At 70.7% G+C, this 23,507-nt stretch carries 27 protein-coding genes; 12 read left to right on the top strand and 15 right to left on the bottom strand.

Annotated elements, in window-relative coordinates; genetic code table 11:
• Positions 1–132: 132 nt before the first annotated feature.
• From AA23TX_RS43360 to AA23TX_RS43345, 4 genes are all read right to left on the bottom strand, one after another.
• Complete coding sequence (locus AA23TX_RS43360; RefSeq protein ID WP_155548723.1) at positions 133–1,116, bottom strand: Ppx/GppA phosphatase family protein; 984 nt, start codon at positions 1,114–1,116, stop codon at positions 133–135.
• A 114-nt stretch (positions 1,117–1,230) separates the two neighbouring features.
• On the bottom strand, positions 1,231–1,920 hold the full coding sequence (locus AA23TX_RS43355) for a response regulator (protein ID WP_003062718.1): 690 nt from the start codon (positions 1,918–1,920) through the stop codon (positions 1,231–1,233).
• Positions 1,917–3,158, bottom strand: a complete 1,242-nt coding sequence (locus AA23TX_RS43350) for a sensor histidine kinase (protein ID WP_196425854.1) — start codon at positions 3,156–3,158, stop codon at positions 1,917–1,919. The genes AA23TX_RS43355 and AA23TX_RS43350 overlap by 4 nt, the downstream gene beginning before the upstream one ends.
• Before the next feature lie 145 nt (positions 3,159–3,303).
• On the bottom strand, positions 3,304–4,176 hold the full coding sequence (locus AA23TX_RS43345; protein WP_155548722.1) for an oxidoreductase: 873 nt from the start codon (positions 4,174–4,176) through the stop codon (positions 3,304–3,306).
• A gap of 66 nt (positions 4,177–4,242) precedes the next feature.
• On the opposite strand from AA23TX_RS43345, the gene AA23TX_RS43340 reads away from it, so the two are divergent.
• Together AA23TX_RS43340 and AA23TX_RS43335 are read left to right on the top strand one after the other, a co-directional pair.
• Positions 4,243–4,881 (top strand): helix-turn-helix domain-containing protein, encoded by a 639-nt coding sequence (locus AA23TX_RS43340; protein WP_155548721.1) that lies wholly within the window; start codon positions 4,243–4,245, stop codon positions 4,879–4,881.
• Positions 4,878–5,756, top strand: coding sequence for a hypothetical protein (locus tag AA23TX_RS43335; RefSeq protein WP_155548720.1), 879 nt, complete (start codon positions 4,878–4,880; stop codon positions 5,754–5,756). The genes AA23TX_RS43340 and AA23TX_RS43335 overlap by 4 nt, the downstream gene beginning before the upstream one ends.
• A 1-nt stretch (position 5,757) precedes the next feature.
• On the opposite strand, the gene AA23TX_RS43330 is transcribed toward AA23TX_RS43335, so the two are convergent.
• From AA23TX_RS43330 to AA23TX_RS43300, 7 genes are all read right to left on the bottom strand, one after another.
• Positions 5,758–6,507: a phosphoglyceromutase gene (locus AA23TX_RS43330; protein WP_155548719.1), complete on the bottom strand. Its 750-nt coding sequence runs from the start codon at positions 6,505–6,507 to the stop codon at positions 5,758–5,760.
• A gap of 585 nt (positions 6,508–7,092) precedes the next feature.
• Complete coding sequence (locus tag AA23TX_RS43325; protein WP_155548718.1) at positions 7,093–7,959, bottom strand: DUF4349 domain-containing protein; 867 nt, start codon at positions 7,957–7,959, stop codon at positions 7,093–7,095.
• Positions 7,960–8,029: 70 nt separating this feature from the next.
• On the bottom strand, positions 8,030–8,533 hold the full coding sequence (locus AA23TX_RS43320; protein ID WP_155548717.1) for a type III secretion system chaperone family protein: 504 nt from the start codon (positions 8,531–8,533) through the stop codon (positions 8,030–8,032).
• Complete coding sequence (gene mshA / locus AA23TX_RS43315; RefSeq protein ID WP_196425853.1) at positions 8,530–9,834, bottom strand: D-inositol-3-phosphate glycosyltransferase; 1,305 nt, start codon at positions 9,832–9,834, stop codon at positions 8,530–8,532. The genes AA23TX_RS43320 and mshA overlap by 4 nt, the downstream gene beginning before the upstream one ends.
• 23 nt (positions 9,835–9,857) lie before the next feature.
• Positions 9,858–10,673: an alpha/beta fold hydrolase gene (locus AA23TX_RS43310; RefSeq protein WP_155548716.1), complete on the bottom strand. Its 816-nt coding sequence runs from the start codon at positions 10,671–10,673 to the stop codon at positions 9,858–9,860.
• Positions 10,674–10,676: 3 nt separating this feature from the next.
• Positions 10,677–11,858: a L,D-transpeptidase gene (locus AA23TX_RS43305; protein WP_155548715.1), complete on the bottom strand. Its 1,182-nt coding sequence runs from the start codon at positions 11,856–11,858 to the stop codon at positions 10,677–10,679.
• A gap of 160 nt (positions 11,859–12,018) precedes the next feature.
• Positions 12,019–13,074 carry a UDP-N-acetylmuramate dehydrogenase gene (locus AA23TX_RS43300; protein ID WP_155548714.1) on the bottom strand — a complete coding sequence of 352 codons (1,056 nt, stop codon included), beginning with the start codon at positions 13,072–13,074 and terminating at the stop codon, positions 12,019–12,021.
• Positions 13,075–13,098: 24 nt separating this feature from the next.
• Here AA23TX_RS43300 and AA23TX_RS43295 point away from each other — a divergent pair, with 24 nt between their 5' ends.
• The 5 genes from AA23TX_RS43295 to purU all read left to right on the top strand — a co-directional run bounded on the left by AA23TX_RS43295 (position 13,099) and on the right by purU (position 16,565).
• Entirely contained in the window at positions 13,099–13,605 is a 507-nt protein-coding gene (locus AA23TX_RS43295) for a DUF2505 domain-containing protein (RefSeq protein WP_155548713.1), read from the top strand.
• The gene (locus AA23TX_RS43290) at positions 13,584–14,384 is read left to right on the top strand and encodes a class I SAM-dependent methyltransferase (RefSeq protein WP_155548712.1); all 801 of its coding nucleotides are present in this window, start codon (positions 13,584–13,586) and stop codon (positions 14,382–14,384) included. Before AA23TX_RS43295 ends, AA23TX_RS43290 begins: the two co-directional genes overlap by 22 nt.
• 68 nt (positions 14,385–14,452) lie before the next feature.
• Complete coding sequence (locus AA23TX_RS43285; RefSeq protein ID WP_155548711.1) at positions 14,453–15,160, top strand: DedA family protein; 708 nt, start codon at positions 14,453–14,455, stop codon at positions 15,158–15,160.
• Positions 15,051–15,674, top strand: coding sequence for a maleylpyruvate isomerase family mycothiol-dependent enzyme (locus tag AA23TX_RS43280; protein ID WP_155548710.1), 624 nt, complete (start codon positions 15,051–15,053; stop codon positions 15,672–15,674). The genes AA23TX_RS43285 and AA23TX_RS43280 overlap by 110 nt, the downstream gene beginning before the upstream one ends.
• A 15-nt stretch (positions 15,675–15,689) precedes the next feature.
• Positions 15,690–16,565: a formyltetrahydrofolate deformylase gene (gene purU, locus AA23TX_RS43275; protein ID WP_196425852.1), complete on the top strand. Its 876-nt coding sequence runs from the start codon at positions 15,690–15,692 to the stop codon at positions 16,563–16,565.
• A 59-nt stretch (positions 16,566–16,624) separates the two neighbouring features.
• Here purU and AA23TX_RS43270 read toward each other — a convergent pair whose 3' ends face one another.
• Positions 16,625–17,674 (bottom strand): NAD(P)-dependent alcohol dehydrogenase, encoded by a 1,050-nt coding sequence (locus tag AA23TX_RS43270; protein WP_155548708.1) that lies wholly within the window; start codon positions 17,672–17,674, stop codon positions 16,625–16,627.
• A 90-nt stretch (positions 17,675–17,764) separates the two neighbouring features.
• On the opposite strand from AA23TX_RS43270, the gene AA23TX_RS43265 reads away from it, so the two are divergent.
• Genes AA23TX_RS43265 through AA23TX_RS43255 form a run of 3 tightly spaced genes read left to right on the top strand, consistent with a single transcriptional unit; the run spans position 17,765 to position 19,634 of the window.
• The gene (locus AA23TX_RS43265) at positions 17,765–18,376 is read left to right on the top strand and encodes a TetR/AcrR family transcriptional regulator (protein ID WP_155548707.1); all 612 of its coding nucleotides are present in this window, start codon (positions 17,765–17,767) and stop codon (positions 18,374–18,376) included.
• 9 nt (positions 18,377–18,385) lie between these two features.
• Complete coding sequence (locus tag AA23TX_RS43260; protein WP_155548706.1) at positions 18,386–19,000, top strand: pyridoxamine 5'-phosphate oxidase family protein; 615 nt, start codon at positions 18,386–18,388, stop codon at positions 18,998–19,000.
• A gap of 4 nt (positions 19,001–19,004) precedes the next feature.
• A complete protein-coding gene (locus AA23TX_RS43255) occupies positions 19,005–19,634 on the top strand; it encodes a haloacid dehalogenase type II (protein WP_155548705.1) in 630 nt (209 codons plus the stop codon).
• Here the strand turns inward: AA23TX_RS43255 and AA23TX_RS43250 are convergent.
• Complete coding sequence (locus tag AA23TX_RS43250; RefSeq protein WP_155548704.1) at positions 19,631–20,647, bottom strand: NADP-dependent oxidoreductase; 1,017 nt, start codon at positions 20,645–20,647, stop codon at positions 19,631–19,633. The genes AA23TX_RS43255 and AA23TX_RS43250 overlap by 4 nt on opposite strands.
• 95 nt (positions 20,648–20,742) lie before the next feature.
• Positions 20,743–21,177 (bottom strand): SRPBCC family protein, encoded by a 435-nt coding sequence (locus tag AA23TX_RS43245; protein ID WP_155548703.1) that lies wholly within the window; start codon positions 21,175–21,177, stop codon positions 20,743–20,745.
• Positions 21,178–21,261: 84 nt separating this feature from the next.
• On the opposite strand from AA23TX_RS43245, the gene AA23TX_RS43240 reads away from it, so the two are divergent.
• The gene (locus tag AA23TX_RS43240; RefSeq protein WP_155548702.1) at positions 21,262–21,744 is read left to right on the top strand and encodes a MarR family transcriptional regulator; all 483 of its coding nucleotides are present in this window, start codon (positions 21,262–21,264) and stop codon (positions 21,742–21,744) included.
• 30 nt (positions 21,745–21,774) lie between these two features.
• Positions 21,775–22,548, top strand: a complete 774-nt coding sequence (locus tag AA23TX_RS43235; RefSeq protein WP_155548701.1) for a class I SAM-dependent methyltransferase — start codon at positions 21,775–21,777, stop codon at positions 22,546–22,548.
• Here AA23TX_RS43235 and AA23TX_RS43230 read toward each other — a convergent pair.
• Positions 22,545–23,468, bottom strand: a complete 924-nt coding sequence (locus AA23TX_RS43230; RefSeq protein ID WP_155548700.1) for an ABC transporter substrate-binding protein — start codon at positions 23,466–23,468, stop codon at positions 22,545–22,547. The genes AA23TX_RS43235 and AA23TX_RS43230 overlap by 4 nt on opposite strands.
• Positions 23,469–23,507: the final 39 nt, after the last annotated feature.

Genomic DNA, 23,507 nt, shown 5'->3' with positions numbered 1-23,507 from the left:
GGTCCTCGGCACTCGGCGAAGCGGTATCCGACGGTACGCCGGCGGCGCCGCGCGCGCTGTACGCCGACCTCTGCATGTCCGTCACCTCTCCACCGTGCCCGTCCACCTTCCGGGAAGTCCAGCCGCGTGCTTTCACCGGTCCTCCTGTGCGCCGAAGCGCCCCACGAGACCGGCTCCAGTTTCATCCGCGCCGTTGGAATGGTCCAGCCGCCGCAGGATGACACCTTCTCGCAGAGCCCACGGGCAGATCTCGAGTTCGGGCAAACCGAGCGCCCGCATCGTGGCCTGCGCGACGAGCGCGCCGGCCACCAGCTGGTGCGACCGGCTCGAGCTGACGCCCTCGAGCTGGGCGAGGTCGGCCGACGGCATCCGCGAGATGAACGCCAGGAGCTGGCGCAATGCGGTGTCCGTGAGCGTACGTCGCACGCGCGGGCCCGCCGCCGAGGGGGCGGCGCCGGTCAGCCGGGCGAGCGACCGGAACGTCTTCGACGTCGCCACGACACGATCGGGTTCACCCCATTTGGTGACCTTCCGCGCGAGCTCGGTGAGCTGGTCGTCGAGCCACGCCGACGTCGCGACGAGCTCGGAGCGCGTCGGCGGGTCGTGCTTGAAGCGGGTTCGCGTGGTCCGGCCCGCGCCCAGGGGAAGCGACTCGGCCAGGACGGGCTCTTCGTCGCGGCCCATCGCGATCTCCAGCGAGCCACCGCCGATGTCGAGCACCAGCAGCTGCCCGGCCGACCAGCCGTACCAGCGGCGGACGGCGAGGAAGGTGAGCCGGGCTTCGTCGGTCCCGGAGAGGACCCGCAGCTCGACGCCGGTGCGGTCGGCCACGCGGGCCAGCACCTTGGCGGAGTTCTTAGCTTCGCGGACCGCGGAGGTGGCGAAGGCCATGACCTCTTCGCAGCCCAGCCGGGCGGCGGCGTCCTTCGCGGATTCGACGGCGGTCACGAGGTCGTCGGCACCGGCCTTGCTGAGCTCGCCACCGGGGGTGAGCTGCTCGGCCAGCCGGAGCACGGACTTCTCGGAATGCATCGGCGTCGGGTGGGCGCCACGGTGGGCATCGACCACGAGAAGGTGGACGGTGTTGGAACCGACGTCGAGTACCCCTAGGCGCACGGGGGTCCAGCGTACCGGGCCCAGCGCCAGGTCTCGAACATGTAACCAACAACACTCGGTGCGGTACCGCCCCGGCGCGCCTCCCACCGGGGCGTCACCGCCCGAAAAGCCCGCTTACGTCTCGAACTTGTAGCCCAGGCCGCGGACCGTCACCAGGTGCCGCGGCGAGCCCGGGTCCGGCTCGATCTTCGAGCGCAGCCGCTTCACGTGGACGTCCAGCGTCTTCGTGTCGCCGACGTAGTCAGCGCCCCACACCCGGTCGATCAGCTGGCCGCGCGTGAGCACCCGGCCGACGTTGCGGAGCAGGTACTCCAGCAGGTCGAACTCCTTGAGCGGCAGCGAAACCTCGGCGCCGTCCACCGTCACCACGTGCCGCTCGACGTCCATCCGCACCGGGCCCGCCGAGAGCACCAGCGGCGCCAGCTCGCCTTCCGAGCCCGGCTCGCCGCCGCGGCGCAGCACCGCCCGCACGCGCGCGATCAGCTCACGCGCCGAGTACGGCTTCGTCACGTAGTCGTCCGCACCCAGTTCCAGGCCGACGACCTTGTCGATCTCGCTGTCGCGCGCCGTCACCATGATCACCGGCACGGCCGAGCGCTGGCGCAGCTGCTTGCAGACGTCGGTGCCGCTCATCCCGGGCAGCATGAGGTCGAGCAGCACGATGTCGGCGCCGTTGCGGTCGAACTCCTCCAGCGCGGCCTGGCCGGTACCGGCGACGGCCGCGGTGAACCCTTCCTTGCGCAGCAGGAAGGCGAGGGGGTCGGCGAACGACTCCTCGTCCTCGACGATGAGAACCCTGGTCACAGGTTTCCTCCATGATCTGGGCTGTCCTGCCCGGTAACCACGAGCCTCGGGGTGCGCTCGGGGGTCTTCTCCTGCCGTGGTGCCGGCGAGGTCTTGGTGGTCCGCGCCGGCTCGAGGGCCGGTTCGGGGCGGACGTGCGCGGGGATGCGCAGCGTGAAGGTCGAGCCGGTGCCGGGGCGGCTCCACAGCCCGACCGAGCCGCCGTGGTTGGCCGCGACGTGCTTGACGATCGCCAGGCCCAGCCCGGTGCCGCCGGTGGCGCGCGAACGGGCCTTGTCGGCGCGGTAGAACCGCTCGAACACGCGTGTCTGCTCGTCCTCGGGGATGCCGATGCCGCGGTCGGTGACGGCGACCTCGACCATCCCGTCGGCGAGCCGCCTGCTGATCGAGACCGGGCTGCCGGCCGGCGAGTACGCGACGGCGTTCTCCAGCAGGTTCGAAAGCGCGGTGACCAGCAGCGTCCGGTCACCCTCGATGAGCAGGCCGCTGGGGGTGTCGGTGGTGATCCGGATGTCGGCCGACTCGGCCGAGAGCGTCGTGCGGCCGAGCGCTTCGCGGACGACCGCGTCGACCTCGACGACGTTGAGGTCCGGCAGCCGCTCGGCGCCCTGCAGCCGCGAAAGCGCGATCAGCTCGGTGACGAGCTGGCCGAGCCGGGTGGACTCGCGCAGGATCTTGCCGCCGAAGCGGCGGACCTCCTCGACGTCCTCGGCGGCGTCGAGCACGGCCTCGGTGAGCAGCGCGATCGCGCCGACCGGGGTCTTGAGCTCGTGGCTGACGTTGGCGACGAAGTCGCGGCGGACGGCCTCCAGCCGGATGGCCTCGGAGTGGTCGACGGCCTCGACGACGGTGAAGCCGTCGCCGAGCGGCCGGACCTCGCCGAGCACCGCCTCCGGCTGGCGGCCGCGCGCTTCGAGCGGCGATAGGTCGATCTCCATCGGCTCATCGGTCTCGACGACCTGCTCGGCGGCCTTGCGGGCCCGCGAGTCGGCCTGGTTGACCTTCACCAGGCCCAGCTCGTAGGCCCGCGGGTTGTGCAGCACCATGTCGCCGAATCTGTTGAGCACGACGACGCCGTTGTGGGACGAGCGGACCAGGCGTTCGAGGAGCTCCGCGACGGTCGGACCCGGCGGCCGGGCCTCTTCGCGACGGGTCCGGGCCCGCGCGAGGAGGTAGCCGACCACCGCACCGGCCACCAACGTTCCGATGGCCAGTGCGAGGGAAACAGGCGTGGTCACAGGCCGATCGTAAGCTGAGAAGTGGCCCTTCGGCCTAGCGTTGTCCGCCTTGTCGTGAGCACCGCGACACCTGGGGCAGACATGTTCGCCGGTGCTTCAGCCCGCGTTCACCCGATCGATTCCGCGGCGAGACATTCCGGGTGAATCACGCATCGCCGTCAAGGGTCTTCAAGTCCTCCTCGGTGAGCCGCAGCGCCGCGGCGGCGACGTTCTGCTCGAGGTGCTCGACGTCCCCGGTGCCCGGAATGGCGAGCACGTGCGGTCCTTGGTGGAGGGTCCACGCGAGCCGCACCTGGGCCGGGGTGGCGTCGTGCCGGCGGGCGACCTCGGCGACGCGGGCGTCCTCGCCCGTCCCGCTCGCGACGGCGAAGAACGGCACGAAGGCGATCCCCCGCTCGGCGCACATCCGGACGATCTCGTCGTCCTCCCGGCGGGCGGTGAGGCCGTACTGGTTCTGGACGCAGACGACCGGCGCGATCTCCAGGGCTTCGGTCAGGTGGTGCGGCGCGACGTTGGAGATGCCCAGCTCGCGGATGAGGCCCTGCTCACGCAGCTCGGCGAGCGCGCCGAAGCCGTCGGCGAGCGAGCCCTCCCCGCGGTCGAGGCCCTGGCCGATCCGGTAGTTGGCGACATCGAGGTGCTCGAGGCCCAGCTCGCGCAGGTTCTCTTCGACCTGGGCCCGCAGCTGGTCCGGCCGGGCGGTGTAGAACGCGCCGGTGAAGTCGCGGCCCGGTCCGACCTTGGTGGTGATCGTCAGGTCGCCGTACGGCGCGAGGGCCCGGTTGATCAGCTCGTTCGCCGAGCGCGGGCCGGCGAAGTAGAAGACGGCGGTGTCGATGTGGTTGACGCCGAGCTCGACGGCGCGGCGGAGCACGGCGATCGACGTCTCGCGGTCGCGGATGCCGCCGTCCGAAGTGGACATCAGGCGCATGGCGCCGAAGCCGAGCCGGTTGACTTCGAAGGAGCCGAGCTTCCAGGTGCCCGCCGCGGCGGCGGGGAGAGTGGTGTTCGTGGTCATGGCTCCAGCCTCGCGATCCGGCGCGAGCGGCGCCGGGTTTGGCATTTAGCTGCCACACTGGAATACGTGGAGAGAGTCAGCGACGTCGTGGTGGTGCGGGGCGAGGCCGAGCTGTTCGAGCGGACGGCCCACCTGTTCGCGACCGCGACGGAGATCTCGTGCGCGGCCCGCGACCTGCACACCTGGTCGGTGGCGCACCCGAGCGCGCCCGAACGGGAGCAGGCGGTGCGCACCACGTCGGTGCGCAAGATGTACCTGCCCGGGGTCCTGTTCGACCCGGCGCTGGCGGAGCACCTGCGGTTCATGGCGACCCACGGCGCGCGCATCCGGATCACCGAGCGCGAGGTCAACGAGACGATCCTGCTGGACCGCCGGATCGCGATCGTGGCGGGCGACCACGTCGGCGGCGTCCGCAGCTACACCGTCGTCAGCAGCCCGGAGCTGGTCCAGGGCATCCAGTCGCTGTTCGAGGCGGCCTGGGCCGGCGGCACCGACCTCGAGTCGTACCAAGCCCGGTTCACCGAGCTGGGCGCGCGCGAGATCCTCGAGCAGCTGGCATCCGGCTGCAAGGACGAGACGGCGGCCCGCGCTCTCGGCGTCGGCCTGCGGACCTACCGGCGGCGGGTGGCGGAGGTGATGGAGATCCTCGGCGCGTCGTCGCGGTTCCAGGCCGGGGCGCGGGCCCGCGAGGCCGGGCTCTTGTGAAGCTCGCGCTGCTGGGACTGCTCCTGGTGGTGTCGGCGTGCTCCGCGCCGGTCTCCGGCACGGCTACCCCGCTCAGCGGCAACCTCGCGCTCGTCAACGGGCCGGGGACGGCCGCCGCGCTCGACGCGGTGAAGACGGCGGCCGAGGCGGTCTTCAGCTACGACTCCGCGAACCCGGCCGCGTTCGACCAGGCCGTCGCGGCGAACGTCACCGGCGCCGCGAAGCAGCAGCTCGCGACGTTGTTCGACGTGGTCAGGAAGAGCCCGCAGCAGGTACGGCTGGCGACGCGGGTGCGGGAAGCGGCCGCGCTGGAGTTCACCGGCGACCGGATCCGCGAACTGGCCGTGCTCGAGCAGGACAGCGGCACCACGAAGGGGCTGGCCACGGTCGCGTTCACCGCGCAGAAAGCCGGGGGGCACTGGCAGCTCTCGGACATCGCGGTGAGCCCGGCCCAGCCACCGCCCGCGCCACACCAGGACGATGGCACCCCCGCGGGCACCCGTGACGCGGCGCTGGCCGGCGCGCGGGCGATCGGCGGCGGCCTGTTCACGACCGACAGCGCCGACCCGGACGGCTCGTACGCGCGGGCCGAGGCCGTCATCGCCGACCCGATGCTGAGCGAGTACCGCGCCAAGAAGGGCACCTACGTCGAGGCGATCCGCAAGAGCGGCACGAAGGTGGCGCTCGGGCCGGACCCGATGGCAGGCGTCGTCACACTCACCGGCGCGCGAGCGGTCGTGCTGTTCTTCACGACGCTGCAGGTGACCGACGCGACGGGCCAGGCCACCGGCAAGCCCTTCACGGCCGAATTCGACATCGTCCGTGAAGGGGCGAGCTGGAAGGCGACGGCCGTCCGGCCGGTCACCGCGGCGTGAGTCAGCGGCCCTGGTTCGCCACCGCGGCGGCGGCTTCCTTGGCGGCTTCGGGGTCGAGGTACTCGCCGCCGGCCTTGACCGGCTTCAGGTCGGCCGTGAGGTCGTAGCGCAGCGGGATGCCGGTCGGGATGTTGAGGCCGGCGATGTCGGCGTCGGAGATCCCGTCGAGGTGCTTGACGAGCGCACGCAGCGAGTTGCCGTGCGCGGCGACCAGCACGGTCTTGCCCGCGCGCAGGTCGGGCACGATCTCGGACTCCCAGTACGGCAGCAGCCGCTCGACGACGTCCTTGAGGCACTCGGTCAGCGGCGCCTTGTCGCCGAGGTTCGCGTAGCGGGGGTCGTCCGCTTGGCTCCACTCGTCCTTCGGGTCGATCGGCGGCGGCGGGGTGTCGTAGGAGCGGCGCCAGAGCATGAACTGCTCTTCGCCGAACTCGGCCAGGGTCTGCTTCTTGTCCTTGCCCTGCAGCGCGCCGTAGTGGCGCTCGTTGAGGCGCCAGTCGCGCTTGACCGGGATCCAATGCCGGTCGGCGGCGTCCAGCGCGATGTTCGCGGTGGAGATCGCCCGGCGCAGCAGCGAGGTGTGCACCACGTCCGGCAGCAGCCCGGCGTCGGACAGCAGCTGCCCGCCCTGGCGCGCTTCGCCCTCGCCCTGTTCCGACAGCGGCACGTCCACCCAGCCGGTGAACAGGTTTTCCGCGTTCCACGTGCTCTGCCCGTGGCGGAGCAGCACCAACGTCCCAATCTCGGCCATGCCGACAGCCTGCCAGACGGGACCACTCGATCGACTGGTGACCTCGCGTCCTACACAGAGTGTGTTACCGCGCAGTAACACCTTCACTCTTACACAAGTCCAAGTGCCAACAACGCGCAAAATCCGGGCATCGGACTGCGCACCGTTATCGCCACAACTAAAATTCACTCGAACGGACTAGCGAGTAGTCTTGTGATTACAGGTCGAGATCTGACAGGTTGACTTACGTCCCGAGCGGCCGGATTCCACGCACTCCCCGGCCGGTTTCGGGCTTCGACCGCGGCTCGTCTCCCCCCTGCCGAGCCGCGGCCCGCCGGCCCCGATGGCACCCCCCTCGTCACCGGGTCCTGATCGGCGGGAACTTCAGCGGGGCGGCTCGAGATCGCGACTCCCCCCTCCCTCGAGCCGTCCCGCCTGTTCCGCAACGGGCCGCCCCAGACCTCGCCGCCCTCACCCCTGCCGCGCAAACAGGCCGCGCAAACAGGCCGCCCCAGACCTCCCCCGCCCCTCGTCCCCGCCGCAGTCAGCACCGGAGACCCGGGGTCAAGGGTGAGCGAAGCTCCTCGCGAAGCGGGAGAACACCGCTCACCCCTCGGAAGGCTCCGGCCGCACCGAACGGCGACGCCGGTTCACCCACCAGCCGACCCACGCCAGCGGCACCACGATCAGCAAAAACGGCGCAACAGCCCCCAGCACCGTCAGCAACCCGCCCCCAAAGGTCAAGAAAGCATCCCAGCCACCAGCCAACCCACCCAGAAAACCGCTGTGATCCTCAGACGGCGGCGGCGGCGCGGCCACGCTACGAATACTCATCGCCACAGTCGCCATCGCCACACTCCCAGCGAGGGAGTTCCGCTGCTGCTCCAACGACTCCAGCGCCGACTCGCGACTGGTCAGCTCACTCTCGATCGACGTGATGTCCGACACCGAAGTCGCCTGTGAAAGCAGCGCGCGAATCCGCTCGACCGACTTGCGCTGCGTCGTCAACCGCGCCTCGACATCGACGACCTGCTCGGTCACGTCCTGGGTGTTCAACTCTCGCTTGACCAGCGACGTGCCCAAATGCGAAAGCTGGTCGAGCACCGGGTCGAGCTTGTCCGAGGGCACCGCGAGCGACAGCGTCGCCGCGTCTTCGCCCGTGCTTTCCTGCCCGGTGTAGCCGCCGGCGCCCAGCGCGATCCCGCGGGCCTGCGCGACGACGTCGACGACCTTGGTGGCCGTCAGGTCCAGCCGGGCACTGCGCGAAAGCTTGCGATCGGTGGCGCCGGCCTGCGGCGGTGTCACCTTCGACTCGCCCTTGGCCCCGGTGCCTTGCTGCGGCGCGGCCGGGACCTTCGCCACCCCACCGGCACTGTCCGCCGTGGACGATGCCCCGTTCTCCGCCGCCGAGCAGCCGGCCAGCGCGAACGCCACCGCCGTGATCGCCAGCGCCGCTCTCCATCGAGTCCGCATCGTGGGTCTCCCTCCAGGTTCGACTGGCGGTGAGACGGATGTCCGGATCAGGACCGTTGCACGGCCCGGGTCACGACTCGGTCAAGCCCGGTTCGCGCGGCTCCGCGAGGTGCTTGAACGCCTGCAGGTTCGCCAGGGACTCGCCGCGGGAGACGCGCCAGTCCCACTCGCGCTTGATCGACGTCGCGAAGCCGATCTCCAGCAGCGTGTTGAAGTCGCCGTCGGCGGCTTCCAGCACCTGGCCGAGCACCTTGTCGAGCTCGTCGGCCGACATCGTGTCCTTGCCGAACCGGCCGACCAGGTAGATGTCACCGAGACTGTCCACTGTGTAGTGCACACCGTACAGCTTCGCGTTGCGCTGCAACAGGAACCGGTAAACGTCCTCATGGGACTCATCCGGGCGCCGGCACACGAAGGCCTCGACCGAAAACGCGTGGTCGCCATCGACGAGCCACGCGTTGGTCTGCAGCTTCTTCGTCCCCGGCAACGTGACGAAGTACTTGCCGGGACCGCGCTTGTCGTACTTCAGGTCCGAAGAGTCCAAAGTAGACTGGATCAGCTCGTCCAGGCTCACACCGCCACCTCCGTGCGCAGGTCCAGCGCGTGCCGGAAAGCGCTGGTGGCCTGAGCATAGATGTCCAGGAGCGCGTCGGTCGTGCGACGCCAGGAGAACCGGCCGGCGTGCACGACGGCGTTGGCGCCGAGCTCGGCGCGCCGGTCCGGGCGCAGGGCGACCGCGGCCAGCGCGTCCGCCCACTCCTCGGCGCCGTGGCCCGGGACGAGCAGGCCGGACACGCCGTGCGGCACCGCCACCGGCAGCCCGCCGACCTCGGCCGCGACCACCGGCGTCCCGCAGGCCTGCGCCTCCAGCGCGACCAGGCCGAACGACTCGTTGTAGCTGGGCACCGCGACGACGTCGGCGGCGCGGAAGACCCGGGCCAGCGCCTCGCCCGGCTGCGGCGGCAGGAACCGGACCTGCCGCTCGATGCCCAGCGAAACCGCCAGCTCGCGCAGGGCCTGCGGCTGTTCCAGCCCGGTGCCCGACGGCCCGCCGACGATCAGCACGACCAGGCGCGGCGCCAGCTCGGGACGGCGGCGCAGCAGGGCCGCCGCGGCGTGCAGCAGGACGTCCGGCGCCTTCAGCGGCTGGATCCGGCCGGCGAAGGCCAGCACGACGTCGTCGTCGGCGAGGCCGAGGGAAGCACGGGCGACGGCCTGCGAGCCCGGCGTGAAGCGTTCGAGGTCGACGCCCGGCGGCACGGCGTGCACCGCGTGCGGCTCGGCGTCGTAGAGGTCGATGAGCTGACGCGCCTCGACGGCGGTGTTGGCGACCAGCCGGTCGGCCTCGGCGACCACCTGCTCCTCGCCGATCACGCGGGTGCGCGGCTCGGGCTTGTCGCCCTCGGCGAGCGCGGCGTTCTTCACCTTCGCGAGGGTGTGCGCGGTGTGCACCAGCGGCACCGACCAGCGGTCGCGGGCCAGCCAGCCGACCTGGCCCGAAAGCCAGTAGTGCGAGTGGATGAGGTCGTAGTACCCGGGCTCGTGGAACGCCTCGGTGCGCAGCACGCCGGAGGTGAACGCGCACAGCTGCGCGGGCAGCTCGTCGCGGCTCAGCGGCTCGAACGGGCCCGCCTGCACGTGCCGGACGGTGACGCCCGGGGCGAGCTCGGCCACCGGCGGCTGGTCCGACGCCGTCGCGCGGGTGAACACCTCGACCTCGACGCCTTGGCGGGCCATCTCCGTCGCCGTCTGGCTGACGTAGACGTTCATCCCGCCCGCGTCGCCGGTCCCCGGCTGCTCGAGCGGCGAAGTGTGCACGGAGAACACCGCGACCCGGCGCGGCGCAGCACTGAACCCCCGGATGGAGCTGGTCACCTGGTCTCGTCTCCCGCGTTACGTCAGCATTCTTCGGCGAACTGCCGGAGTACCGCGTCGAACTCCTCCGCGGACTCGGCGAAGGGCGCATGCCCCCCGTCAAGGAACCAACGTCCGGTGGCACCCGGAATCTTCCCGATCGTGTGTTCCGCGGCCGCGGGGTCGATCACACGGTCGTGGGAGCCGTGCACGACCAGCGTGGGTTTGTCGACCGCGGCCAGCACTTCTTCGCTGCCGATGTCGCGGCGGAACAGGGCCGCGCGGACCGCGGGTGGCACGCTCAGAGAAGCCCCGAGCAGGGCCTGGACCTGCGTTCCCGGCACCGGGCCGCCGGCCATGTCACGGCTGAACGCCGTGAGCGCCGGGACCGCGATGTCCGGATCGTCCGAAAGCATCGCCCGCATGTGCTCGCGCATCAGCGGGCCGACGCGCCCGCCCGCGCGGTCGCGGCCGATCTCGGTGATCGCGCCGACGAGCACGATCCCGCGCAAGCGTGCGGTGCCGTGCACCCGGATGTGGTCGGCGAGCACCAGGCCGCCGTAGGACCAGGCGACGACGATCGCGTCCGGTCCGGCGAAGTCGAGCACCGCGGCGAGGTCGTCGGCCCAGGCCACCGGGTCGTCGTAGCCCTCCGCGGGGACGTCGGACGCGCCGTGGCCGCGCAGGTCCATCGCGACCAGCCGGAACCGCTCGGTCAGGCCCGGGTCGGCGAGCTGCGCGGCCCAGCAGCCGGACGACTGCGCCCAGCCGTGCACGAAGACGATCGGCCCGCTGTTCTCCGCGCCCTCGACCCGCAGGCCGAGCCGGACCCCGCCGTACCCGACGACCTCGGTGCGCACGGGTTACTTCGCACCCAGCCCTTGCCAGGCCGCCCAGCTGTAGTTCCAGTCCTTGACGTCCGAGGCCATCGGCGCGCTCAGCTTGGAGCCGGTGATCTCGACCGGGTCGCCGACCAGCGCGGAGTCGAAGAAGTCCTTGGCGTCGGCCTCGAGGAGGTTGACGCAGCCGTGGGAGTTGTTGTTCTTCCCGATGTTGGCCGCGTTGTCCTGGTTCTCGTGGATGTACTCGCCGTGGTTGGAGAACCGGCAGGCCCACTTCTTGTTGACGTTCGTGTAGCCGTAGCGGGCGTTGTCGAACACCGCCGTCGGCTCCTTGCTCATGACGATGTAGGTGCCGTTCGGGGTGTTGCGGTCGACCTCGGCGTCCAGCCCGTTCGCGCACGGGTAGCTCTTGTACTGCGCGCCACCGCGGTAGACGTGCATCTGGTGCTCGGGGGTGTTGACCTTGACCACCTGGTTGCGGCCGATCTTGAACTTCGTGGTGACGTCGGCCTTGCCGTACGCGCCGCCGCCCAGCTCGACGCCGTACAGCTTCGCCTCGACGCTCACGGTGATGTTCTGCGGCCAGTACTCCTTCGGCCGGTAGTCGACCTGACTGTCGGACAGCCAGCCCCAGGCGCCTTCGACGTCCTTGTCCGTCTTCACGGACAGGGCCTTCTCGACCGCCTTGCGGTCCTTGACCGGCGACTGGAACTTGACGCTGATCGGCATGGCCACGCCGACCTGCTGGTTGTCGGCCGGGTTGAGCGTGGCGCGGACCTGCTTGGCCGGGTTGACCGTGCTGAACGTGCCGGCGAGCTCGACCGGCTTCCCGTCGGTGCCGGTGGCCTTGGCCGCGTACGTGTAGGTCTTGCCGTAGCCGAGCGGCTCGGAGCTGGTCCAGGTGAGCCCGTCCGGCGCGGTGTCGCCCTTGACGGCCTTGCCGCCGTCGGCGGTCACCTTGCACTCGGTGAGCTTGCCGTCGGCGACCTTGATGGTGACCGGCTTGAGGACCGAAGCGTCCTTGGCGTTGACGGCGGGCTCGGCCGTGATCTTCGCCACGGGCTGGGCGCCACCGCCCTCGCCGTCCGAGTTCGCCGCGCCGGTCGGGAACGCCGTGCCGTCGTTCGTGCTCGAACACGCCGCGGCGACCAGGGCAGCCCCCGCTGCCAGAGCGGCCTTGAAGACCGTACGCCGTTCGATCACCGAAACCTCCCGAGTTTCCCCCACCGACCAGCGAGGCACACGCCCTTAGCGCTGGTGACGCGCTCGACGTTACCTGTCGAAAGGTAAAGACCATCCGATCAGGTGGCACCGCCTATGTCGACAAAGACGTCCTGTACACGTGCAGGTTGCCCGATTCGGCTCAAATGACGCAGTTGATCAAGAGCGGTTCCGGGTGCAATCGAACGCCGAACCGGGCGAAAACCCCATCACGGACCTCCCTGGCCAGGCCGAGCAGGTCTTCGGTCGTCGCGTCGCCGCGGTTGGTCAGCGCGAGGGTGTGCTTCGTCGACAGCGAGACGCGGTTCCCCGGCCCGGGGTAACCCTTGGCGAACCCGGCGCGCTCGATCAGCCACGCGGCCGAAAGCTTGACGCCGCCCACGGCCGGGTACTGCGGGGCTTCGGCACCGACGCTGTCCGTGATGCGCCGCAGGACGGCCTCCGCCTCGGCCGACGGGACGATCGGGTTGGTGAAGAAGGAGCCCGCGCTCCACGTGTCGTGGTCGTCCGGGTCGAGCACCATGCCCTTGCCGCGACGCAGCTTGAGCACGGCTTCGCGTGCTTCGGCGGCAGGGACGCGGGCGCCGATCTCGACGCCGAGGGTGCGCGCCAGCTCGGCGTAGCGGATGGGCGCGGAGAGGCCGTCCTCGCGGATCTCGAAGCGGACCGAGAGGACTACGCCGCTGTCGGTGCCCTTCAGGACGCTGGTGCGGTACGCGAAACCGAGCTCGTCCGCCTTGAGCGTGCGCACTTCGCGCGTCCGCCGGTCGTACAGTTCCACCGAGACGATCGATTCGGCGACTTCGCAGCCGTACGCGCCGACGTTCTGGATCGGCGTCGCGCCGACGCTGCCCGGGATGCCGGAGAGGCATTCGAGCCCGCCCAGGCCCGCTTCGACGAGCCCGGCGACGAACGCGTCCCAGTTCTGGCCCGCCTCGACCTCCACGACGTCGCCGTCCTGGCGCCAGCCGGTGTTCGCCACCTCGATCAGCGTGCCGTCGAACCCCGCGTCCGCGACCACCAGGTTGGAGCCACCGCCGAGCAGCAGCACCGGCTCGCCCGCCGCGTCGGCCTCGCGGACCGCCACTACGAGGTCTTCGCTGGTCACGGCGCTGACGAACTGGCGGGCCGGGCCGCCGAGGCGCAGCGTGGTGTACGCGGAGAGCTTCGGGAGTGCGGGAGTTCGGGCCGTGTTCACGCGTCTGACGGTACTGTCCGGCTCATGGGATCCCGGATCGAGCACCGTGCTGAGTTCTCCGCCGACGTCGCCGCGACGTACGCGGCGGTCGCCGGCGAAGCGGCGCTGCGAGCGCGGCTCGAGCAGCTCGGCGGGCACGGCGCGGCGCTGCTGTCGTACGAGGTCTCCGGCACGGACCTCCGGTACGAGCTGCAGCAGGGGATCAGCGCGGACAAGCTGCCACAGGCGGTGCGGACCCTGCACAAGGGCGACCTGGTGGTGACGCGCACGCAGACCTGGCGCGTGAGCAACGACGGCACCGGCCGGCAGGGCCAGGCGACGGTCTCGGTCGGCGGCGTCCCGGGCGAGATCTCCGCACGGACGGCGTTGCTGGCGAACGGCGACAAGACGGTGCTGCGGATCAGCGGCGAGGTGACGGTCCGGATCCCGCTGTTCGGCGGGAAGCTGGAGAGCGTGATCGCCGAGCAGGTCACGAAGCTGCTGGAGCACGAGTCCGAATTCACGGCGAAGTGGCTCACCGAAGCAAACTGAGCCCGGTCGGCGCCCCGACCCGCGGCACGACCAACCCGAACCGCCTCCGCCGGGTGGACCGGTGGATCGCTTCCTCGCCACGCACTTCGCGGCTGCTGCGCGCGGCGGCGGACCCGCTGGTCGTCGACCTCGGGTACGGCGCGTCCCCGGTGACGACGATCGAGCTGGCCCGGTGGGTGCGCCGCGTCCGGCCGGACGTGCGGGTGCTGGGCCTCGAGCTGGACCCCGCTCGCGTGGCCTTCGCGCAGTACGCCGCGTCCCCGCCGATGCTGGACTTCCGCCGCGGCGGGTTCGAGCTGGCCGGGACGCGCCCGGTGCTGGTGCGCGCGTTCAACGTCCTGCGGCAGTACGCGGAGGACGAGGTCCCGGGCGCGTGGGGGCTGGTGCTGGACTCGATGGCTTCGGGCGGCCTTCTGGTCGAGGGCACGTGCGACGAGATCGGCCGGCTGTCGACGTGGGTGCTGGTCGCCGCGTCCGGTCCGGTTTCCCTGACGCTCTCGCTGCGGCTGGCGGGGCTCGAGAAGCCGTCGACGATCGCGGAGCGGCTGCCGAAGGCGCTGATCCACCGGAACGTCCCGGGCGAGCGGGTCCACACGCTGCTGTCCGCTCTCGACGCCTGCTGGGCGACGGCCGCGCCGCACCAGGCGTTCGGGGTCCGGTCGCGGTGGCTGGAGACGGTCCGGCTGCTGGCGGCGCGGGGCTGGCCGGTGTCGGGGCCACCGTCGCGCATCCGGCTGGGTGAGCTGACGGTCCCCTGGGACTCGGTCGCCCCTGCCTGAAGCGAACGTTCACCGGGCCACCCCCACTGCGTCACCCCGAAGTGACCTGCGGTGATCACCATTGAGCCGTGGAACTGCTGGCGCACGTCACCGAGCTGCTGCGCGACGCCTTGGGCTCGCCGTGGCTGTGGGTGCTCGTCTTCGCCGTGTCCGGGTTGGACGCGCTGCTGCCGTTCATGCCCAGTGAGACGACCGTCGTGACCGTCGCCGTGCTGCTCGGGCCGGATCTCGCGGACCTGACGCTGCTCGCCGCCGTCGCCGCGGCGGGTGCGTGGGCGGGCGACTGCCTCGGCTACGCCGTCGGACGGGCCGCCGGGCCGCGGGCGATCGCGCGGCTGCAGCGCGGGGCGGACGGGCGCCGGCGCTACGAATGGGCGCGTGACCAGGTGCGGCGCAACGGCGGGCTGCTGATCATCGCCGCGCGGTACCTGCCCGGCGGACGCGTCGCCAGCGCGCTCGCCAACGGCAGCCTCGGCTACCCGCTGCGCCGGTTCGTCCCGCTCGACCTGGCGGGCGCGGCGATCTGGGCGGTGTACAGCGTGCTGATCGGCCTGGCCGGTGGAGCCGCCTTCGCGGACGAGCCGGTGAAGGGCCTGCTCCTGTCGTTCAGCCTCGGCTTGGGCCTGGTCTTCGCCATCGAAGCGGGACGGCGGCTACGGTCGGCCCATGCAGCTGCTGGAGGCGATCGACGTCCACGCCGACGGACTGAAGCGGGCGGCACTGGAAGCGGGTCCGACGGCACCGGTCCGGAACTGTCCGAAGTGGACTGTCCATGACCTGGTGTCGCACATCGCGTTCGTGCACGGCTTCGCCGTCGGCTTGGCGCTGAACCGGCCGGCGAGGCCGACTCCGCCACCGGACTGGGACGACGTCCTCGGCTGGTGGGACGGCCAGCGCCTGGCCTTGCGCGAAGCACTGGGCGGGAACCCGGAAACGGCCGCGTTTTCGCCGTACCCGGGCTTCGCCGAGACGGTCGGCGACTGGACGCGGCGGATGGCGCACGAGACGGCGATCCACCGCCTCGACGCCGAATCGGCGCTCGCCGACGTCCCGGAAACGCGCTTCTCCCCCGGGTTCGCCAACGACGGCGTCGACGAGTACCTGACGTACCTCACTCCGCGCCGCGGCATCACGCCCGACGTGCGCGTCACGACACCGGAGCGGTCGTGGGCCTTCGGCGAGCCGAAAGCCGAACTGGACGGCGCCGCCGACGACGTCTACCGGGCGTTGTGGGGCCGCCCGCACCAGGCGTCGGTGACGGGTGACCTCGCACCGCTCGCGGCGCCCTGACCAGCGCGGGGGAGAATGTCCGGCGTGACCGCTCCCGAACGCCGCTACGTCATCACCTTCGGCTGCCCCGACCGCACCGGCATCATCGCCCGGATCTCCGGGTTCCTCGCCGAGCACGGCGGCTGGATCGTCGAAGCGGCCTACCACACCGACCCGGACACGGGCTGGTTCTTCACGCGCCAGGTCGTCCGGGCCGACTCGCTGCCGTTCGACGCCGCCGAGCTGCGCGCCCGCTTCGGCGAGGTGGCGGCGGACCTGTCCGCGGAGTCGAGCTGGCAGGTCAGCGACACCGGTGAGCGGCGCCGCGCGGTGGTGCTCGTCTCGAAGGCCGGGCACTGCCTGTACGACCTGCTCGGCCGCGTCGCGTCCGGCGAGCTGGACGTCGACATCGCGGCCGTGATCGGCAACCACGAGTCGCTCGCCGACATCACCCGCGCGCACGGCATCCCGTTCCACCACGTGCCGTTCCCGGCCGGCGGCAAGGAAGAAGCGTTCGAAGAGGTCCGCAAGCTGGTCGACGAGCACGAGCCGCACGCGGTGGTGCTGGCCCGGTTCATGCAGATCCTGCCCGCGGACCTGTGCCGCGAATGGGCCGGCCGCGCGATCAACATCCACCACAGCTTCCTGCCGTCGTTCATCGGCGCGAAGCCGTACCACCAGGCGCACACGCGCGGGGTGAAGCTGGTCGGCGCGACCTGCCACTACGTGACGGCGGACCTCGACGCGGGGCCGATCATCGACCAGGACGTCATCCGCGTCGACCACGGCGACTCGGTCGAGGACATGGTCCGCAAGGGCCGGGACATCGAAAAGGTCACCCTCGCCCGCGGGCTGCGCTGGCACCTGGAGAACCGGGTGCTGGTGCACGGCAACCGCACCGTGGTCTTCTGACCCGGCGGTCGTGAGTGAGAAACAGTGTTAGAACACTGTTTCTCACTCACGACCGGTGGTCACGCCCCGATGGTCGAGGCGTCGATGACGAAGCGGTACCGCACGTCCGAGTTCTCGACGCGCTCGTAGGCCTCGTTGACCTTGTCCGCCGAGATGGTCTCGATCTCGGCGCCGATGCCGTGCTCGGCGCAGAAGTCCAGCATCTCCTGGGTCTCGGCGATGCCGCCGATCATCGACCCGGCCAGGACCTTGTTGCCGCCGAGGAGCGAGAAAGCGTTGTACGACAGCGGTTCGCCGGGCGCGCCGACGTTCACCATCGCGCCGCCGACCTTGAGCAGGCTCAGGTAGGCGTCGATCGGCAGCTTGGCCGACACGGTGTTGAGGATGACGTCGAACTTGCCGCGCAGGACGTCGAACGTCGCCTCGTCGCTGGTCGCGTAGTAGTCGGTCGCGCCGAGCTTGAGGCCGTCTTCCTGCTTCTTGAGGCTCTGGCTCAGCACCGTCACCTCGGCGCCCATGGCGGCGGCGATCTTCACGCCCATGTGCCCGAGCCCGCCGAGGCCGATCACGGCGACCTTCTTGCCCGGCCCGGCGCCCCAGTGGTGCAGCGGCGAGTAGGTGGTGATGCCCGCGCACAGCAGCGGCGCGGCGATGTCGAGGCTGATGCCCTCGGGGATGCGGCAGACGAAGGCGTCCTTCACGACGATCTGGTTGCTGTAGCCGCCGTAGGTGTTCTCGCCGTCGAAGCCGACGCCGTTGTACGTCTGGATGTTGCCCTTGACGCAGAACTGCTCGGTGCCGGCCTTGCAGTACTCGCACTCGCCGCAGGAGTCGACCATGCAGCCGACGCCGACGCGGTCGCCGACCTGGTATTTCGTGACGTCCGAGCCCACCGCGGCGACCACGCCGGCGATCTCGTGGCCCGGGACCATCGGGAAGATCGCCTGGCCCCAGTCTTCCTTGGCCTGGTGGATGTCGCTGTGGCAGATGCCCGCGTAGGCGATGTCGATCAGGACATCGTCGGCGCGCAGGTCGCGGCGCTCGATCGTGGTCGGTGCGAGCGGCGCACCCGGCGCCGGTGCGGCGATGGCGTGCGTGGTGGTGCTCATGGAACCCTCCAGGTTCAAGTACCGTTGCTTCAGTAAGAGGCCTCTTACATGTCTACGTAAGAGGGGTCTTACATATTTCGATCGGGAGACGTGATCCAGGTCATGGGCGGCAAGTACCACCACGGCGACCTCCGGGGCGAGCTCGTGCGCGTCTCACTCGACCTGATCGCCGAGCAGGGCCTCGAGGGCTTCTCGGTGGCGAAGGTCGCGAAGCTCGCGAACGTCAGCCCCGGCGCGCCGTACAGGCACTTCCCGACCCGCGAGAGCCTGCTCGCCGAGGTCGCCTGCCACATCGCCTGCCAGCTGGCCGAACGCGTCGCTGCGGCGGCGGCCGAGCACGACGACCCGGCGGACGCACTGGCCGCGGGGGCAGGCGCGTACACGCGGTACCTGATCGAGCGCCGGGCCGGGATGAACGTCATCTACGCCGACGGCCTCCACAGCCCGGACCACGTGGAACTGGTCGAACAGACCCGCCGGCTCACCGACGAGTTCCTGATGCGCTGCCTGGCGGTCGCCCCCGACCCGGCGACGGCGCTGGAGCTGATGGAGCAGCTGTTCACCCAGGCCCACGGCTACGGCACGTTCCAGCTCGACGGCGTTTTCGTGAAGCACGGCTACTCGGTGGACCTCGTGGTGAAGAAGTCGACGGAGGCCGCCCGGATCGCGATCGCGGGCCGGACTGTCGGTGGTGCGCGCTAGCTTGAAGACATGGGGACCATCGACACGCACGAGGCCTTGCGCGAACTGCTGGGTGAGCCGAAGCCGACCACGCGGCGGAAGATCATCGACCGCATCGACGAGCACGCGCGAACGCTGATCGCGCACTCGCCGTTCGTGCTGCTGGCGACGTCGGCGCCGGACGGCAGCTGTGACGTCTCACCCCGCGGCGACCCGGCGGGTTCGGTGCTGGTGCTCGACGACCGGACGCTGGTGCTGGCCGACCGGCCGGGCAACAAGCTGATCGACAGCTTCCGCAACATCATCGACAATCCGCACGCCGGCCTGCTGTTCCTGGTACCGGGGATGAACGAGACGCTGCGGGTCAACGGCCGCGCGAAGCTGGTGGCGGACGCGCCGTACTTCGACGAGCTGGTGGTGCGGGGGAAGCGGCCGAAGCTCGCGGTGGTCGTCGAGGTCGAAGAGCTGTTCATGCACTGCGCGAAGGCGTTCCTGCGGTCTTCGCTGTGGCAGCCGGAAACCTGGCCGGAGCGCGCGGCGCTGCCGACCATGGGCACCATCCTGCGCGACCAGATGTCCCTGCCGACGTCGGCGGAAGAACTGGACGCGAGACTCACCGAAGGCGCGCTGAACTCGCAATACTGAACCCATGCTCTGCGTGTTCGACGTCAACGAGACCCTGCTCGACCTCAGCGCCATGGACCCGCTGATCGGCGGGCCCGCACTGCGGCGCGAGTGGTTCGGGCTGGCCATCCACACCGTCCTGACGGTGACGGCGACCGGCGGCTACCGCGATTTCGCGGGCATCGCGGGCGAAGCCGCCACCGAGGTCGCCGCCCGGCACGGGCACGCCGTGGACCTCGCCGAGATCGGCGAAGGACTCCGGCACCTCCCCGCCCACCCGGACGCCGAAGCCGGCCTCGCCAAGCTGCGCGAAGCCGGCCACGACGTCGTCGCGCTGACGAACTCGCCGCTCGCCACCGCCGAGGCGCAGCTGCAGAACTCCGGCCTGGCCAAGCTCTTCGACCGGATCTTCTCGGCCGAGCAGGCCGGCCGGCTCAAGCCCGCGCCGGAGCCGTACCGGCAGGTGCTGGACGCCTACTCCGTCGAAGGCCGGAACGCGGTGATGATCGCCGCCCACGACTGGGACATCGCGGGCGCGCAGGCGGCCGGGCTGCGGACGGCGTTGCTCGCCCGCCCCGGCGTCCGCCCGCTGCCCGGCTCGCCCGAGCCGACGTACACGATCTCGTCGCTGACCGAGCTGGCCGGCGTCCTCTAGTCCGCGATCCGGACCAGCATCTTGCCGGTGTTGGCCCCGGACAGCAGGCCCAGGAACGCCTCCGGCGCGTTGCGGATGCCGTCGACGAAGGTCTCCGAGTACTTGATCTCGCCGGACTTCACCAGCGGCGCGATCTCGCTGACGAACTGCTCCTGCAGGTGCCAGTGGTCGATCACCAGCAGGCCGCGGATGGTGAGCCGCTTGGCGATGATCTGCGCGAGGTTGCGCGGCGCCGGCGTCGGCTCGGTGGCGTTGTACTGCGAGATCATGCCGCAGACGGCGATCCGGCCGTGCACGGTGATCGAGTTGATCGCCGCTTCGAGGTGCTCGCCGCCGACGTTGTCGAAGTAGACGTCGATGCCCTCGGGCGCGGCCTCGGCCAGCTGCGCGGCGACCGGGCCGTCCTTGTAGTTGAAGGCCGCGTCGAAGCCGAGGTCCTCGACCAGGTGCCGCACCTTCTCCGCCGAACCCGCCGAGCCGATGACGCGCTTGGCGCCCTTCAGCTTCGCGAGCTGCCCGACGAGCGAGCCGACCGCGCCGGCCGCGCCCGAGACGAACACCGTGTCGCCCGGCTTGAACTCGGCCGACTCCAGCAGGCCCGCGTACGCGGTCAGGCCCGGCATGCCGAGCACGCCGAGGTACGTCGAAAGCGGGGCCGCGGCAGCGTCGACCTTGACGTAGCGCTGGGCGTCGAGGACGGCGTGGGTGCGCCAGCCGGCCTGGTGCAGCACGTGGTCGCCCGGCTTGACGTCGTCGACGTTCGACTCGACGACCTCGCCGACCGCCCCACCGGACATGACCTCGCCGACCGCGAAGGGCGGCGCGTACGACTTGACGTCGCGCATGCGGCCACGCATGGCCGGGTCGACGCTCATGATCAGGTTGCGCACCAGGATCTGCCCCTCACCGGGGGTGGGGATCTCGGTGTCGACGACCTCGAAGTTGTCCTGCGTCGGGACACCGTCCGGACGCGAAGCCAGCCGGATTTCGGTCGCCTGGGTGGGTGCGTTCACCGTCGAACTCCTCAAGTCTGTCGAAGCGGGGCAGGCGCCCCGGATTCCTCTGGCTGCAACCTACTAACCGGGGCGCACATTCCGATTGTGAGGCGTCACACGATCTCGGCGAGCTTGCCGAGAACGCCGTCGTAGATCTTCTTGAGCCCACCGGGCGCGAAGGTCTTCTCGAAGAAGCCGCCGATGCCGCCGGCGCCCTCCCAGGTGGTCTCGATCTTCACGACGCTGCGCTCGCCGGCCTCGGTGACCGACCAGGTGGTGACCATGCTCGAGTTCGCGTCGGTCTCGACCAGCGTGCCGGGCTTCGGCTCGCTGACCGTCGCCTTGACGTCGCGCACGCGCTTGGACGTCGCCTGCAGCTTCCAGCCGGCCTTGGTCCCGGCGCCGACGCCGCCCTCGGTCACCTCGTAGTCGCGGTAGTGCTCGGTGAGCAGCTTCGGGCGCGTTTCGGCGTAGTCGGCGACGAGCGCGCGGACCTTGTCGGCCGGGGCCTCGATGGTGCGCTCCGCGGTGGCCGTGACCTTTCCCATTTCACTCCTTTGCCCGAGGTACCGATCCTGACCCACGATTCCACCACCGCCCCGGAGGCAGTGCACCGCGTTAGGCTGACGTGCATGACAGCCACGCCGGACGCCACCCGTCGGCGCCGGTCGACGGTCGAGGTCAAGGAGTCGCTGCGCGACCTGCGCAACCAGCTTTCGCTGCTGAACCACCAGGTCAGCGCCCACCTCGCGCTCAAGGACGTCGACCTCGACTGCCTGGAGCTGATCGGCAGGCACGGTCCGCTGAGCCCGAGCGCGCTCGCCCGCCGCGCCGGGCTGCACCCGGCGACGATGACCGGCATCCTCGACCGGCTGCAGAAGGGCGGCTGGATCGTCCGCGAGCGCGACCCGGAGGCGGCCGACCGCCGCGCGGTCGCGGTGCGCGCGGTCCGCGGCCGCAACGCGGAGCTGTTCCGGCTGTACGCGGGGATGAACACGGCCATGGACGACCTCTGCGCCGGCTACAGCGAGGAGGAGCTGGCCCTGATCGCCGGCTTCCTGCGGCGCGCGACGTCAGCGGGCAACGCGGCGACGGGTGACCTGGCTAACGGCTGACCAGCGGTTCTTTGTGCTGTACTCCCAGGCATGTGGCAGACGGGCGACGCGTACGAGTCCTACATCGGCCGGTGGAGCCGCCGGGTCGCGCCGGTGTTCGTCCGGCGGCTGGGCGTCCCGGCGAGCCGGCGCTGGCTCGACGTCGGCTGCGGAACCGGCGCGCTGACGTCGGCGGTGCTCGAAGCGGGCGCCCCGGCGGAGGTCGTCGGCGTCGACCCGTCCGAGGGATTCCTGAAGACCGCCCGCGCGAGCGTGCCCGATCCGCGCGCGTCGTTCTCGGTCGCCGACGCCCGTGAGCTGCCCTTCCCGGACGACCACTTCGACGTCGTGGTTTCCGGCCTGGTCCTGAACTTCGTCCCCGATCCGGCGCGCGCGGCGGCGGAGATCGCCCGCGTGACACGCGGCGTGGCCGCGGCGTACCTCTGGGACCTCGCCGAAGGCATGCAGCTGATCCGGCACTTCTGGGAGGCCGCCGCCGAGCTGGATCCGGCGAAGGTCGCCGAGCTGGACGAAGGCCGCCGGTTCACGCTGTGCCGCCCGGAGCCGCTCGGTCGCTTGTGGACGGACGCGGGCCTGACCGGGGTGTCCGTCGACGAGATCAAGGTCCCGACCGTGTTCACGGATTTCGACGACTACTGGCAGCCGTTCCTCGGCGCGCAGGGCCCGGCCCCGGCGTACCTCGCGACACTCCCCGAGGCCCGCCGGGACCAGATCCGTGAACTCCTGCGCAGCCGCCTGCCGACCAGCCCGGACGGCTCGATCCCGTTGTCGGCCCGAGCCTGGGTGGTCCGCGGAACCGCTTAGAGACCGGCCTGCGAGAGCCAGTCCTTCGCGACGTCGGCGGCCTTCTCGCCGTCCGAGTCGACCTTCTTGTTCAGGTCGCGCATGACGTCCGTCGTCAGCTTCGCGCTCACCGCGTTGACCGCGGTCGCGAAGTCGGCGCCGCGCTCGTCGAGGACCTTCTTGTTCACCGCCGGCACGACGTTCTCGGTCGGCACGATGTTCAGGTCGTCCTTGAGCACCGTGTAGTTCGAGTCGCCGGTCAGCGGGCTGACCGAGTCGACCGGGATCACCGTGACGGCGCCCGACTTCAGCTGCTCGACCCGCGGCCCGGCTTCCTGGATCGTCTGGAACGTCGCGTTCGTCAGCTTGTAGACGTCCTTGAAGCCCTGGAAGCACGGCAGCCGCTTCTCGCACTCCGGCGGCCCCGCCATGACGACCTTGTCCAGCTTCTTGAGGTCGCTGATGGACGCGATGCCCTTTTCCTTGGCCAGGTCGGACTTGACGATGTAGGTGTTCTTGTCCTCCGCCGCGGCGAAGTTCAGCAGGCCGACGCCGCTGGGCTCGAACAGCTTGGCCAGCTGGTCGTGCTCCTCCTGCGCGGTCTTCCCGGCCTCCTTGCCGAAGCCCGTGGTGATCGCCGCACCCTGGTACTCCGGGATGAACTGCAGCTCACCGGACTTCAGCGACGGGTAGATCAGCTCCCGCGAGCCCAGGTTCAGCTTGCGCGTCACCGGGTAGCCCTTGGCCTCCAGCGCCTGCGCGTAGATCTCGGCGAGGATCTGGCTGTCGGTGAAGTTGAAGGACGCGACGACGATCGGCGCCCCACCTTTGCCCTGCGCGGCGGGCTTGTCACCGCTGTCGCTGCCACCCCCACAGGCGGCCAAACCGAGCGTCGCCGCGACGGCCACCGCCACCACGGACGCGTTCCGGAACCAGCGCACGAATCCCACTCCCTCGTCACTCGAACAGACGAAAGGACC

It is taken from the genome of Amycolatopsis camponoti, from assembly GCF_902497555.1.
Taxonomy (GTDB): Bacteria; Actinomycetota; Actinomycetes; order Mycobacteriales; family Pseudonocardiaceae; genus Amycolatopsis; species Amycolatopsis camponoti.
The sequence above is the reverse complement of the archived record's forward strand: the minus strand, read 5'-3'. Positions and strand labels throughout refer to the sequence as shown.

Coding starts and splice junctions, on each gene's coding strand:
- AA23TX_RS43255 (WP_155548705.1), top strand. CDS start 19,005: ATGCTCTGCGTGTTCGACGTCAACGAGACCCTGCTCGACCTCAGCGCC.
- purU (WP_196425852.1), top strand. CDS start 15,690: ATGTCCGGCGTGACCGCTCCCGAACGCCGCTACGTCATCACCTTCGGC.
- AA23TX_RS43325 (WP_155548718.1), bottom strand. CDS start 7,959: ATGCGGACTCGATGGAGAGCGGCGCTGGCGATCACGGCGGTGGCGTTC.
- AA23TX_RS43330 (WP_155548719.1), bottom strand. CDS start 6,507: ATGGCCGAGATTGGGACGTTGGTGCTGCTCCGCCACGGGCAGAGCACG.
- AA23TX_RS43345 (WP_155548722.1), bottom strand. CDS start 4,176: ATGACCACGAACACCACTCTCCCCGCCGCCGCGGCGGGCACCTGGAAG.
- AA23TX_RS43280 (WP_155548710.1), top strand. CDS start 15,051: ATGCAGCTGCTGGAGGCGATCGACGTCCACGCCGACGGACTGAAGCGG.
- AA23TX_RS43270 (WP_155548708.1), bottom strand. CDS start 17,674: ATGAGCACCACCACGCACGCCATCGCCGCACCGGCGCCGGGTGCGCCG.
- AA23TX_RS43235 (WP_155548701.1), top strand. CDS start 21,775: ATGTGGCAGACGGGCGACGCGTACGAGTCCTACATCGGCCGGTGGAGC.
- AA23TX_RS43245 (WP_155548703.1), bottom strand. CDS start 21,177: ATGGGAAAGGTCACGGCCACCGCGGAGCGCACCATCGAGGCCCCGGCC.
- AA23TX_RS43295 (WP_155548713.1), top strand. CDS start 13,099: ATGGGATCCCGGATCGAGCACCGTGCTGAGTTCTCCGCCGACGTCGCC.
- AA23TX_RS43240 (WP_155548702.1), top strand. CDS start 21,262: ATGACAGCCACGCCGGACGCCACCCGTCGGCGCCGGTCGACGGTCGAG.
- AA23TX_RS43260 (WP_155548706.1), top strand. CDS start 18,386: ATGGGGACCATCGACACGCACGAGGCCTTGCGCGAACTGCTGGGTGAG.